This is a genomic window from Lactiplantibacillus fabifermentans DSM 21115, from assembly GCF_000498955.2.
Taxonomy (GTDB): Bacteria; Bacillota; Bacilli; order Lactobacillales; family Lactobacillaceae; genus Lactiplantibacillus; species Lactiplantibacillus fabifermentans.
The window spans coordinates 5,605-18,916 of sequence record NZ_AYGX02000079.1; the positions used below are offsets into that span (position 1 = coordinate 5,605).

The window sequence follows — 13,312 nt, forward strand, 5'->3', positions numbered from 1 at the left end:
TGTAATGAGTAAACGTGGCCCCGTTTTAATGTAATCGTGAAATACGTGATTGATTAGTATAGCGGTGATATGACTGAGCTCGGTCAGTTAATCGAGATGTACCGGTAGTTGGAAAGGCCCTGCTAGTCCCACGTTTAGGCCGTAAAAATAAACAGCAAAGCTGCCACCTAATGTATTTCATCAGGTGGCAGTTTTAAATTATCGTCAGTAAAAAAGTGATGTCACCGACCAATTAAGGTCACTGACATCACTTTTATTAATTATTTAGCTTTTTCACTATTGTCATCATCAGTTGTCACCGGCGCACTATCGCGGTGGCTGACTTCGAACCAGTTGATATAAGCATTTTCAAAGTCGAGAGCTTTGAAATCATAGTCCGCAATTTGAACGGTATCGCCAGCTTGAATCTTAGGGAAGTTATCCAAGATGTAACCGGTCAAAGTGACCACATCGGAATCTTCGAATTCTTGCAAGTCGGTTTTGAAGAACCGTTCGAAATCATAAAGCGTCATTTTCCCACTCATGCGGTAAGTGCCATTGGCTTGCTTTTCCACATATTCGGTTGAGACATTATCGATTTCGTCGTTAACGGTCCCGAAGAGTTCTTCGTAAATATCTTTATCGGTAACAATCCCACTCGTGCCACCATATTCATCGACGACTACCACGATAGGGGTTTGCTTGTCGATCATCTTTTGTAAGATGGCTTGAATTGGCGTGGTTTCAGGAATTGTAATGATATTACGTAAAACCTTGTTGACGCGAATTTCGTCATCAACTTCACCTTGGCGAATTAAATCATAGTTGTAAACATAACCTAGGATTTTATCCTTATCGTTATTGGCGACGACTGGCAAACGACTGAACCGTTTTTGCAAATAGACGCGGATGGCTTGTTTAACGGTATCGTTAATATCAATGACGACTAATTGGGTCCGGTCAATCATGATATCTTTGGCGATTTTATCGTTAAATTCAAACGCTCGTTCCATGTACAAGTAATCATCACGGTCCAATTCACCACCGGAGACGGCGTTACGGGACAAGTTTAAAATTTCAGCTTGTGAGTATACGTCGTTGTCTTCATTGGCGACTGGAATCCCCAGCATCTTGACGACCCCGGCTGATGACACGTTTAACAACCAAACGAATGGGTAGAAGAGTACGTGGAACCACCGTAAAGGCGTCGTGATGACCGCCATAACTTTTAACGGCATGTCGATGGCAATATTTTTAGGGACGATTTCTGTTAACACAACTTCTAAGTAAGTTAACAAGAAGACCCCAATCACAATACTGATCCCGCGTAACACGGAAGTCCCAATCGAAAGGTTAAACAAGTCCAACAATTGTAAGACAAAGTGTTCGGTAGTTTGTTCACCAATCCAACCTAAGATAATTCCGGCTAACGAAACCCCCACTTGAGTCGTGGATAAGTATTCGTTTAAATTGTGAACCATATGCAGTGATGTCGCGATCCGTTTGGAAGGCTTATCACGTTTTTTCTGTTCTTCTTCGAGCGCGCTTGGGCGGGTCTGAACTAACGCGAATTCACAGGCCACGAAGAAAGCGGCGACGAAGAATGTAATGACAATAATGACTAAATTTACAATTATCTGGCCACTGTCCAAAGAAACATTCCTCATTTCATTTAATTGGTTACTTAAATTATAACGCTGAGTAGCTCTAATTATAAGGATAGTCGCCATAATTTGCAATCCGAGTCGGATAGTTAACGTTTTCATGAAATGGTGCTAAACTAAGGGTATATCAAGTAAAGGGAGATCTTTTGTGATGCCAGTAGAAACGAAAACTAAGATTCATGAGGATTCGAAGAAATTGGTTTTTCAAGATAGTGACGTTAAAAAGGCGATGGATTTAATCCGTGACCATGGTTATGTGACCCGTGAAGATTTTAATCAAATGGATGACGAAGATTGGGCTGAAGGCTTTGATAAGAAGATTGAAGCCGGTTTTCTGAATGCTGAAGGCGAAGACCCATACATTTACTTCGAACAATTTGATTTCAAGGGTGGCGACATTGATTCAATCATCTTTGATATGGATCAACTTGGGACGCGTGATCGCGCTTTGGAACTACTTGCACAAGCGATTCACCAAACTGCTTATTAAAAATTAATCGGTTGTAGGGGGTCTGGCCATGCGTCAGCAATTATTTAGTCATTTAGATGACTTATTATTACCAGCAAAATTATTAAAACGGGCGGGCGATGATGCACGTACCGCTTTAAATGCCCATCTGGTCATGAAGACGGATGTGGTGGAACATGATGATGATTATACGGTTACGGCGGAATTACCCGGTTATGATAAGGATGCCTTGACCGTCAAATACGCTGACCATGTATTGACGATTCGGGCCAAACAAGCGGCGGACACGACTGACCGTGATGACGACGGTCGCGTGTTACACCGCGAACGGTTCGCTGATGATTTGACGCGGCGTTTCTATTTCAAAAACGTCCTCAAAGATCAAATCCAGGCGCACTATGACGCCGGCTTACTAACGGTAACGTTACCGAAAAAGGTTACCGATGAAACTAGTAAGATTGAAATTCAATAAGTTACTTGCTTCATTTAGAGACTGCGCAGTTGGCAGTCTCTTTTTTTTCGGCGATTGCCGCTGGTAGCTGAGCGTCATTCCAGCCGCTATGGGGACCGGTCCAAGCCTGAAAAGCGTCTTGAACCTCGCTTTTAAGCCGATGACCCGCGTCTCAAAAGACGTCCGTGGTGTAAACGGGATATAAACCAATCCCGTTAACGCCACCCGCATAGCGGCTTCCATGACACTCAGCTACTAGCTAAACTGGCCTGATAAATAGGCATGTGTGTTTTTTTCACAACGTAATTAATCTTAAGCTAGTAGTTGTATGCAATGAGGTCGCTGAGGAGAGAAAGTTATATTTCACGCTGCCTTGGATGATTACTGATTTGAGTGGGAGAGTGGTTGCTACTGGAAGTATTACTGACAAGGTAAAAAAACCACTGACGCAATCGGCATCAGTGGTTTAGAAGTGAACTATTTAGTTGCTTCGTCAGATTCGTCTTCGTCGGCTTCTTTGTTAGCGTCGGAAATGCTCATGGTAATGGTCCGGGGACGGTCTTTGAAGATTACGATGGTGCCGTGACCTAAGAAGTCCTTGGGGCCGTCGTATGCCATGTCGTATTCGTTGGCGAACGAGCCGGTCTTTTGTAAGGTCATGAAGAAAATCTTGTCGTCTTCATAATCATCACTGAACATGACGGCCATGGTACTATCAATCAATAATTTTTCTTCACGCATCGCTTTGAGGCGCGCCCATAAGCCATCAATAACGGCTTGGGGAAGTTTTTCTTTGACGTCATCGCCGGTCCGATGTTTTTTAGTCATTTCATACATAATTGGTTAACCCTACTTTTCTGTTTAAAATTTCTAACTAATAAATGATACCATATCCGCGGATTAATGCTATTTATAAGCTTATCTAGTTTACAAGACTAGCTGAACTGTATATAATGATTATAATAACGAAGCGGTGCGAATGGAGGACTTATTATGGCAACGACTGAAACATATGCTGACTGGCGCCAACGGATGAGCAAAGTCATTTTACCAAAATGGACGGAATTACCTAATTTTGATTTATATATGGATCAAGTGTTATTACTGATTAATGAAACCTTGCAACCATTAGATGTTGATCCAGTTACGGCGGCGATGATTAATAATTATGTCAAACACAAGGTGATTTTATCGCCGGTTAAAAAGAAGTATCAAATTATGCAGCTAGCCGATATTATTGTCATCAGCTTGTTGAAGCCGAGTTATCCGCTTGATATGATTCGTCAGGGGATTGATCAAGTGACCGCAACCGGCTACCCGAAACGGGCTTATGATGGCTTTATCACGGCTTTGACGGAACGGTTACATCACTTAGATGAACCGGTGCAAGTTTCCGACCAAGATTTAAGTGGCAGTTTAACCACAGCCGCGGCGCAATTAATTGTGGATAAGTTACGTACCGATGAACTGATGCGTTTGAACCAAGCACAAATTAAACCGACTCAGATTGAAAAATAGCTTTGAAGTTGATTAATATGGAATTGCCGCAGTCAGCTGACCGTAATTCCATCGTCCCGGGACCGGTCCAAGCCTGAGAAGCGGTCTTGGACCTCGCTTTTGAGCCCGCAAATCAGGTCTCAAAAGACGTCCGTGGTGTAAACGGGCAAACAACGCCCATTAACGCCACTTTCAGGACGATTCCATTACAGTCAGCCAACTGCTAATCTCAGCTCACTTTCAAAACAAAATTAAGTGTATGAAATTGTGGTTGAATATTTTCGATGGCAGTTAAGCTAATCAAAAATAACCGTCAATAACCTACTTTAAGAAAGAACCTTCAACGATGTCGGTGACTTCCAGTATCACTGACGCCTAACTAAGTAGATTTTTGAGTGAAAATGGCGTGATTAGCCCTCAATTTGAGGTGGTAGTCACGCTATTTATATTGGTCTATTTTTAGTCGTTGTTGAATAGATGAATGTTTAATTGAAGACGTGGCGGGCTGACCATCTGAACATCACTGCCGGTAGCATTAACGGCTATTGGGGCGGGTGATGCAGTGAGGTTCAAAATATTCTTGTGGGTTGAATGGTCGTAGAAATGATGGCATTATGATTAATCGATTGCGGCACTCATCAACGTTAAGCAAGTGCTAATGCGATTGGTATCGGACTCACTTTTAGTTGCTGGTTACGTGCGGGTCTAGTATGATTAACATGTACTGAAGTTGATTGCAAACAATCTAAATAAGGTAAGTTAGTTCGGCTATTTGGCTAACTAGAGAAAGAGTGATTGAGATGCAGGTGTTTATTAGTGACGATCAAGCGCCCCAACGTCGCTGGCTAGCGGAAATTATTACTAGTCAATTGGATGCGCTGAACTTTGATTATGAGTTGTCACCAGCCTGGCAACCAGCCGGGGTCTTAGATGCGGTGCAGCGGCACCCTGGCCCTAATATTTATTTTTTAGATATCGTGTTACAAAAAGAAATTAATGGCATTGAATTAGCTAGCAAAATTCGTGATTATGATCCGGATGGGTTTGTGGTCTTTGTTTCCGTCCGCGATGATTTACTGCCAAATACGCTTGATGCGATGACGGCGCCGACGGGTTTTATTTCTAAAGCCGATTTATTTGATGAAGCTAAGTTTGTGCCGCATGTCCAACAAGTGTTGTTAGTCATAAAAAAAAGGCTCCAAACGTTACATCAAAGTCCGGCGCCAACTTTAACTTTACATAGTGGCGCGTTACTATTGAGATTGAAACTCGACGAAATCGTTTATTGTGAAAAGATGCATGGGTTGCGGACCACGCGCATTGTGACCGTGGACCAGACTTATGTTGTGCATAAAAATTTAAGTGCCATTAAATCACAATTGACGGCGGGGCATTTTTTCAATGAGTTTCAAAGTTATGCCCTTAATTTTGACCAAATCGTCGCGATTGATTTTAACAAAGGCCTTGTAAAAATGACCAATGGGGATCAGTTGACCTTCAGTCGCGGCACGATTAAAAAATTACGGGCCTATTATCAAACGCAATAGATAGGATGATTAGATGATTACAGACACGCAATTAACCGCCATTCAAAACTATGCGGAACAACGACTGGCCCAAGACCACAGTGGCCACGGTAGCGACCATTTACAACGCGTCGTTAAATTAGCGCGGCGGTTGGCGGTCGCCGAAGGGGCGGATTTGAATTTAACCTTAGCCGCCGCTTGGTTACACGATGTGATTGACGACAAGTTGATGGCCGACCCGGAACAAGCGCATCACGCGTTAAGTGCTGAGCTGACTGATTTAGCCGTATCAACGGCGGCGCAAACAGCCATTTTTGAAATCATCGACCACATGTCATTCAGCAAATCGTTGAACGGCACGCAGACCTTGTCGTTGGCCGGACAAATCGTCCAAGATGCGGACCGTTTAGATGCCATTGGGGCGATTGGGATTGCCCGCGCACTCTATTATTCAGGGCACGTTGGTGAAAAAATTTATGATCCCACCGTGGCGCCACGCGAAAATATGACGAAGGCCCAATACCGCAACGAACCGGGAACGGCCATTAATCATTTTTATGAAAAGTTATTTAAATTGGAAGGGGTGATGAATACGTCAGCGGCTAAACAGCTGGCACATCAACGGACCCAAGTGATGCGGGACTTTGTTGCCCAGTTCAAAGCGGAATGGACCGCGGATGACCAAGCTTAACTAAAAAATCATCGTTGAAGTTAGCCAATAACTTCAACGATGATTTTTTTAGCGTTTAAACCATTTTGAACTGTTAGTCCGCGCATAGTATAGTGTCTTGCCATGACCGTTGACATGTAACATGTAGCCATCTTTTCCCATGTGGTAGAAAGCTTGAACGTGAATTTTCTGCCCTTTGTGTAAGGACAATTTTTTGCCTAAGCGACTCGTTGCAAAAGATTTGCCACTAATAAAACGGTAGACCGTAATCTTACGCGTGACGTGGGCGGCATGATAACTACTAGCGTTGGCCGCTAGTGGCACGGTCCCTAAACTTAACATGACGGCAAGGGTGGTGACGAGTTGACGTAATTTATGTGACACGGTGATTCCTCCTGAAAAAGTAATTAATACCGTAAATAGACTACCGCTGTTAATTAGGTTTTGTCAAAAAGGGATAGGGACGAAACTGAGACAAAATTTTTCACACTTTAATTAGCTTTCAAACAACGGTAATTTGCCTAAATAAGTAATATCATTGCGGTCGGCAGCCGCGCCTTCTGCCAGAATGGCCAGTTGCCCAACAACTTGGGCTTGAGCACGGGTTAAGAGTTGATGCGCAGTGGCCAGTGAACCACCGGTACTAATGACATCGTCGACGATGACGACGCGTTTGCCACGTAGTAAGTTGGCGTCTGTGCCATCTAAAACTAATTCTTGGTCCGCGCTAGTCGTGATGGCGGAAACGGCCGCGGTCAGTGGGGTTTGCATGTAGTCTTTAATACTTTTACGTAAGACGATGAAGCGGGGATGGTGCGTACGTTCACTCAACGCTTGGGCTAAGGGAATCCCTTTGCTTTCCATTGTCACTAAATAGTCAAAGTCGAGTGATTGTAACCGCTTGGTCAGCTCAGTGGCGGCATAATCGGTTAATTCAGCGTCACCGAGTAAGACGAACGAGGCGATTGTTGTCGTCGCGTTTAGTTTGATTAAAGGTAGTTGGCGGGTCAACGGACCCAGTTTTAATTCGTAGGTAGTTGGCATTTTTTTAGACTCCTAAGCCGATTAACGGCAAAATGAATTTCAAAATTGCACCCGTCATCAAACCACTGAAAGGATCGGCGATGGCGGTCACGACTAACGTAATGCCAGCAATCATGCTGGCAGAACCGTGCATAGCGGTGGCGGCGTTTTCCGGAAAGATAACGACCGCGCCTAAAATAAATAAGAAACCGGCGATGGAACTGCTGGGAACAAAGCGCCCAATTTTCGGTAACCAGCCCATGAATAAAATAATCGCCATGATGACCATCATGATGATGCCAGCGATGACCGGTTCGGGGGCGCTAGCGGTCGCGGAAATAATGGTTTCGACCGGCGCGCCACCGAGCAAACTAGTGCCAAAATCAGCCAAGGCTTGCGTGCTAGTCAATAGGTTTAAGTTGACCGGATTAGGCTTGAGTCCTGTCATTTGGCCAGTAATTAACCCATAGGAAATATTGGCACCAATGTTCAAGCACGCTAAACTCAGGGCGCCTCGTAAGACGGTTAAATTGAACTGAGGTTTGATGAATTGAAATTTGCGGGCAGTCACATGGTCGGGTAGGGCTTGTTGATAGTGTTCAACGAAAACGGCATACAAACTCGTTCCGATAACGGACAACGCAATCGTCCATACTAAATCCTTGGTGACCAGGTAAGTCACGACGGCCAGGGCAATTGACAGCCAACCGCAGCGCCGACTTTCTTTGGTCATTTGTAACGCCAACTTGGCCAACATGATGCCGACCCCAGCCATCATGCCACCCATAATTTGATCACCTAAGATGGCTACAATTTTAGATAACGACCCCGTTAGGCCAATTGCTAACATGATGACCGCCCCGAAACAAATGATTGACGACCGTTCACGCAAGTTCCGTCCTAAGTGCCCCGTTAACGCTAAGGATTCAGCTTGAAAGGAAATCGGGGCGACGGACCCAGTGAAGCCGTTGACGATTGCGGCTAAGCCAAATGAAAATGTCGTCGGAAAGACGGCGAAACCTAAACCCATGGCCATGATCCCTTGAGGAATCCCGTTCAAAACGACCCCAATGGCGGCCAGAAAATCTGCTAACCAATGCACAATTAATCACTCCAACATTCGTAATAAATATAATATAACGCTATAAGAAAAATGATTAAAGACTAATTTTGCTTAAAACGCGAATAAATCAATACACGAATTATAAATAGTTCGTATATTAATTGGCGGTGCCAGTCAAGTCAACGAAAAAAGCCACCTTGCATTTTGCAAGATGGCTCGTCTGTTAAATAGCCTAACTTAGGCACGGTTGGATAAGAAGCTGGTCAATAACATCACGACGAACGACACAATCACCGAATAACATAAGATGATACCAATCGTGAGTCCGAATGATTCGATGTAATGAAAGTACGTGGTGGCGTGTTGATCAAGTAACGTGAATAGGGTGGTGAAGACGACAATCAAGATGGTCGCCGTCGTTAAGCCTAGCGAACTGTTTTGATAATCAGCGGGACTTAAGTCGAAGCCCCCAATCACGATAATAATCGTCAAGATTAGTAGCAATAATAATTGCCACCAGCTGCCAAAGCTACTCGTCATATCGTGCCAACTAGTCGTCCATTGGAGATTAGTTGGGGATGCGGCTAAAGCTAAAATTCCTTTAGCCAAACCAGGAGCAAAGAGCGCATCGAGGCCTAGCAAGGCGGCTGTACACCCAAAAATGGGCGCGACCCCGATGAATAGATTACCAACGCGTTGATAAAAACTATGTTGATTCCAAGTATGATTCACGTAGCCGAGGGCCAGATCATCATTCTCATCGGTGTCGGGATGCAAGTGGGGGCGTTTCAATAAGCGCACCGATTGAATGCCGTGCCGAAAAATAATGGCGACAATCAAGTGACTCAGTTCGTGAATCACGATGCCTAAGCAGCCCCAATAAACTTGACTGTTGATACCAAAACGATTCACGAGATTGGCTTTGGTCCGCCGATTAATCATGGTCAGTAGCCAAGCAAATAAAGCTGGGATTCCCAGTAGTGAGAATAACACCAGCAAGTTATTCCATAACAATTGTTTCAAGCGATCACTCCGTTATTTCGCCGAAGGTCCCATGGACGAGTTTCCGCAAGTCGTTCGCATCAATTTCGATTGAGCGACCAATCTTACCGGATGAAACTAAAATCTGTCCTTGTTGTTTGGCGCTATCATTTATAAAAATCGGGAATTTCTTCGTTTCCCAGATACCAACGGGGGTGTTCGCACCATGTTGGTAGCCGGTCGTGCGTTCCAAATCTTTCAATGGAATCATGCCGACTTTTTTGTTGCCAGATAATTTAGCAAGTTTTTTGTAACTCAAGTGTTCATCTAATGGTAACACACCAACGAGCGGACCGGTCTTATTCCCGATTAATGCTAAGGTTTTATAAATATGATGTTCGTCGACGCCTAAGTGATCGACTTGTAATTGTTCGACGTCGCCTTCCGTTTCGGTGGGAAACTCATATTGTTGATAGCTAATGTTAGCTTTATCTAAAATCTTTTCGACGAGCGTTTTGCCTAAGCCGTCTTTCTTTTTACTCTTTTTTGACATGTTAATTCATCCTCACAATTATAAATGTACGACCCAATTTAAAAATTGGAACGGTGTAATGTGTCACATTGACTAAAATTCTGCTATACTCAAGGTATTAACTTAAGTAAAGGAGGGATCGCCATGGCAGATTTAGTTTATCAACAAGTGATCACCGACCTCAAAAAACGGATTATGGCCAATGAGTTTGTCGATAAAAAATTACCAGACGAACGTAGTCTGAGCGAACAGTATCAAGTTAGCCGTTCTTCGGTCAAACGGGCGCTCAATGTGTTAGCGAACCAAGGCTTAATTTTTAAAAAGCGGGGCTCCGGCACCTTCATTAATCCATTATATCTTAAAAATCAATCTTCATTTAAATACGAAGGAACCAACTTGGGGATTACGGATAGTTTGAATACCGAAGGCGCTAAGCCTAGTATTCAATTATTAGACTTTCAAGTCATTCCTGCAAGTCAAGAGTTGCAACAAGACTTGTTTTTATCCCCAGATGAGTTTGTTTATGAAATAAAGCGGTTACGTTTGTTGGATGAGCAACCATTTATGATTGAAACGGGTTATATTCCAATCAAGCTCGTGCCGGAATTGAATCGACAAATTGTGAGTGGCTCGATTTTTAATTATGTCCAAGATACGTTGCATGCCGCGGTCACCAAATCATTCTTATCGATTTCAGCCGCGCCATCGACCGCGACAGATCAAAAATTATTAGCACTTTCAGCCAATGAACCAGTAGGACTGATGAGTGGGATATTCTTTTTAGATGATGGGACGCCATTTGAAGTGTCAAACATGCGCTTACACTATAAATATATGAAATATACGACATTTGTTTCGACAAATGGGTAAAAAGTTTTCCTAGACTAAAACGGCGACGAGCGTAGGGCTCACGCCGTTTTTTAAAACCGTAAAATCAATAAATTTTAAAATTGGACCGTTCCAATTAACAAAAAGGTTGATTTTTTGAAATTACCTGTTAATATAGAACTTGTAAACGATGTCAGTAACAACAGACAAACAATCATTAATCGAAAATTAAGGAGTGTTTAAACAATGGCAACAGATTACTCATCACCCGAATACTTAAATGAAGTTGACAAGTATTGGCGGGCCGCTAACTATTTATCAGTTGGTCAATTATATTTAAAAGACAATCCATTATTACAAACGCCATTAAAGGCGAGCGACGTTAAGGTTCATCCAATCGGCCACTGGGGCACGATTGCAGGTCAAAACTTTATTTACGCCCATTTAAACCGGGTTATCAACAAGTACAACTTGAAGATGTTCTATGTTGAAGGTCCTGGTCATGGTGGCCAAGTGATGGTTTCTAACTCATACTTAGATGGAACTTACAGTGACATCTATCCAGAAATCACCCAAGACAAAGCTGGGATGCAAAAATTGTTCAAACAATTCTCATTCCCAGGTGGCGTGGCGTCTCATGCTGCTCCTGAAACTCCAGGTTCAATCCACGAAGGTGGCGAACTTGGTTACTCAATTTCACATGGTACCGGTGCTATCTTGGATAACCCTGATGAAATTGCTGCCGTGGTCGTTGGTGATGGGGAATCCGAAACCGGTCCATTAGCAACTTCATGGCAATCAACGAAGTTCATCAACCCAATCAATGACGGGGCCGTTTTACCAATCTTAAACTTAAATGGTTTCAAGATTTCTAACCCAACCATCTTTGGTCGGACTTCAGATGAAAAGATCAAGCAATACTTTGAAAGCATGAATTGGGAACCAATCTTCGTTGAAGGTGACGATCCTGAAAAGGTTCACCCAGCTTTAGCTAAAGCTATGGATGAAGCCGTTGAAAAGATTCAAGCGATTCAAAAGAATGCTCGTGAAAACAACGATCCTAGCTTACCAATGTGGCCAATGATCGTCTTCCGCGCACCTAAGGGCTGGACTGGTCCTAAGTCATGGGATGGCGACAAGATTGAAGGGTCATTCCGCGCTCATCAAATTCCAATTCCAGTTGACCAAACGGATATGGAACATGCTGACGCCTTAGTTGATTGGTTACAATCATATAAGCCTGAAGAACTCTTTAACGATGACGGGACGTTGAAAGATGATATCAAAGCTATCATCCCAACTGGTCAAAGCCGGATGGCCGCTAACCCAATCACTAATGGTGGGGTTGATCCAAAGGCCTTGAACTTACCTAACTTCCGGGACTACGCCGTTGATACGACGAACCGTGGCGCCGATGTTAAGCAAGACATGATTGTTTGGTCAGACTACTTGCGTGACGTTATCAAGAAGAACCCTGACAACTTCCGTTTGTTCGGACCTGATGAAACGATGTCAAACCGTCTTTATGGTATTTTTGAAGCGACTAACCGTCAATGGTTGGAAGATGTTCATCCAGACAGTGACCAATTTGAAGCACCAGCTGGTCGGGTATTGGATGCGCAATTATCCGAACACCAAGCTGAAGGTTGGTTAGAAGGTTACGTCTTAACTGGTCGGCATGGGTTATTTGCAAGTTACGAAGCGTTCTTACGCGTCGTGGACTCAATGTTAACGCAACACTTCAAGTGGTTACGGAAAGCCAACGAACTCGATTGGCGTAAAAAGTACCCTTCATTGAACATTATTGCGGCTTCGACGGTTTTCCAACAAGACCATAACGGTTACACCCACCAAGATCCTGGTGCGTTGACTCATTTGGCTGAAAAGAAACCAGAATACATCCGCGAATACTTGCCAGCTGATGCCAATAGTTTATTAGCAGTCGGTGACGTTATTTTCCGGAGCCAAGAAAAGATTAACTATGTAGTTACTTCAAAGCACCCACGTCAACAATGGTTCAGCATTGAAGAAGCTAAGCAATTAGTTGATAATGGCTTAGGTATCGTTGACTGGGCAAGTACTGACCAAGGTAGCGAACCTGATATCGTCTTTGCTGCCGCTGGGACCGAACCAACTTTGGAAACTTTAGCAGCTATCCAATTGTTGCATGAAAACTTCCCAGACATGAAGATTCGCTTCGTCAACGTGGTTGATATCTTGAAGTTACGCAGTCCTAAGAAGGACCCTCGTGGCTTATCAGATGAAGAATTCGACCATTACTTCACGAAGAACAAACCAGTGGTCTTTGCTTTCCATGGTTATGAAGATATGATTCGTGACATCTTCTTTGATCGTCACAACCACAACTTACACGTTCATGGTTACCGTGAAAACGGTGATATTACGACACCATTCGATGTTCGGGTCATGAACCAAATGGATCGCTTCGACTTAGCTAAGACGGCGATTGCTGCTCAACCAGCTATGGAAGATACCGGCGCATCATTCGTTCAAGACATGGATAACATGTTAGCTAAACACAATGCTTACATTCGTGATGCCGGGACCGACTTGCCAGAAGTTAACGACTGGCAATGGAAAGGCTTGAAATAAGCTAGTGTAACAAATT

At 43.6% G+C, this 13,312-nt stretch carries 14 protein-coding genes; 7 read left to right on the forward strand and 7 right to left on the reverse strand.

What is annotated here, in order from left to right; all coding sequences use genetic code 11:
* Positions 1-260: 260 nt before the first annotated feature.
* On the reverse strand, positions 261-1,631 hold the full coding sequence (locus DY78_RS06955; protein WP_024624459.1) for a hemolysin family protein: 1,371 nt from the start codon (positions 1,629-1,631) through the stop codon (positions 261-263).
* A gap of 160 nt (positions 1,632-1,791) precedes the next feature.
* Between DY78_RS06955 and DY78_RS06960 the strand changes: the two genes are divergently transcribed.
* Both DY78_RS06960 and DY78_RS06965 read left to right on the forward strand, forming a co-directional pair.
* A complete protein-coding gene (locus DY78_RS06960) occupies positions 1,792-2,133 on the forward strand; it encodes a hypothetical protein (protein WP_024624458.1) in 342 nt (113 codons plus the stop codon).
* Positions 2,134-2,161: 28 nt separating this feature from the next.
* On the forward strand, positions 2,162-2,584 hold the full coding sequence (locus DY78_RS06965; RefSeq protein WP_024624457.1) for an Hsp20/alpha crystallin family protein: 423 nt from the start codon (positions 2,162-2,164) through the stop codon (positions 2,582-2,584).
* A 456-nt stretch (positions 2,585-3,040) separates the two neighbouring features.
* Here DY78_RS06965 and DY78_RS06970 read toward each other — a convergent pair whose 3' ends face one another.
* On the reverse strand, positions 3,041-3,400 hold the full coding sequence (locus DY78_RS06970; protein WP_024624456.1) for a hypothetical protein: 360 nt from the start codon (positions 3,398-3,400) through the stop codon (positions 3,041-3,043).
* Between the two features lie 156 nt (positions 3,401-3,556).
* Here DY78_RS06970 and DY78_RS06975 point away from each other — a divergent pair, with 156 nt between their 5' ends.
* From DY78_RS06975 to DY78_RS06985, 3 genes are all read left to right on the forward strand, one after another.
* Positions 3,557-4,081: a DUF1836 domain-containing protein gene (locus DY78_RS06975; protein ID WP_024624455.1), complete on the forward strand. Its 525-nt coding sequence runs from the start codon at positions 3,557-3,559 to the stop codon at positions 4,079-4,081.
* Positions 4,082-4,860: 779 nt separating this feature from the next.
* Positions 4,861-5,607, forward strand: coding sequence for a LytR/AlgR family response regulator transcription factor (locus tag DY78_RS06980; protein WP_024624454.1), 747 nt, complete (start codon positions 4,861-4,863; stop codon positions 5,605-5,607).
* 13 nt (positions 5,608-5,620) lie between these two features.
* Positions 5,621-6,277, forward strand: coding sequence for an HD domain-containing protein (locus tag DY78_RS06985; RefSeq protein ID WP_024624453.1), 657 nt, complete (start codon positions 5,621-5,623; stop codon positions 6,275-6,277).
* Positions 6,278-6,325: 48 nt separating this feature from the next.
* On the opposite strand, the gene DY78_RS06990 is transcribed toward DY78_RS06985, so the two are convergent.
* The 5 genes from DY78_RS06990 to ybaK form a co-directional block, all read right to left on the reverse strand.
* Entirely contained in the window at positions 6,326-6,640 is a 315-nt protein-coding gene (locus DY78_RS06990) for a hypothetical protein (protein WP_024624452.1), read from the reverse strand.
* A gap of 111 nt (positions 6,641-6,751) precedes the next feature.
* Positions 6,752-7,300: a phosphoribosyltransferase family protein gene (locus tag DY78_RS06995; protein WP_024624451.1), complete on the reverse strand. Its 549-nt coding sequence runs from the start codon at positions 7,298-7,300 to the stop codon at positions 6,752-6,754.
* 4 nt (positions 7,301-7,304) lie between these two features.
* Complete coding sequence (locus DY78_RS07000) at positions 7,305-8,381, reverse strand: guanine permease (RefSeq protein WP_024624450.1); 1,077 nt, start codon at positions 8,379-8,381, stop codon at positions 7,305-7,307.
* A gap of 198 nt (positions 8,382-8,579) precedes the next feature.
* On the reverse strand, positions 8,580-9,365 hold the full coding sequence (locus DY78_RS07005) for a hypothetical protein (protein ID WP_024624449.1): 786 nt from the start codon (positions 9,363-9,365) through the stop codon (positions 8,580-8,582).
* Between the two features lie 4 nt (positions 9,366-9,369).
* Positions 9,370-9,876: a Cys-tRNA(Pro) deacylase gene (gene ybaK, locus DY78_RS07010; RefSeq protein ID WP_024624448.1), complete on the reverse strand. Its 507-nt coding sequence runs from the start codon at positions 9,874-9,876 to the stop codon at positions 9,370-9,372.
* Positions 9,877-9,999: 123 nt separating this feature from the next.
* On the opposite strand from ybaK, the gene DY78_RS07015 reads away from it, so the two are divergent.
* Together DY78_RS07015 and DY78_RS07020 are read left to right on the forward strand one after the other, a co-directional pair.
* Positions 10,000-10,725, forward strand: coding sequence for a GntR family transcriptional regulator (locus DY78_RS07015; protein ID WP_024624447.1), 726 nt, complete (start codon positions 10,000-10,002; stop codon positions 10,723-10,725).
* A 204-nt stretch (positions 10,726-10,929) separates the two neighbouring features.
* The gene (locus DY78_RS07020) at positions 10,930-13,296 is read left to right on the forward strand and encodes a phosphoketolase family protein (protein ID WP_024624446.1); all 2,367 of its coding nucleotides are present in this window, start codon (positions 10,930-10,932) and stop codon (positions 13,294-13,296) included.
* Positions 13,297-13,312: the final 16 nt, after the last annotated feature.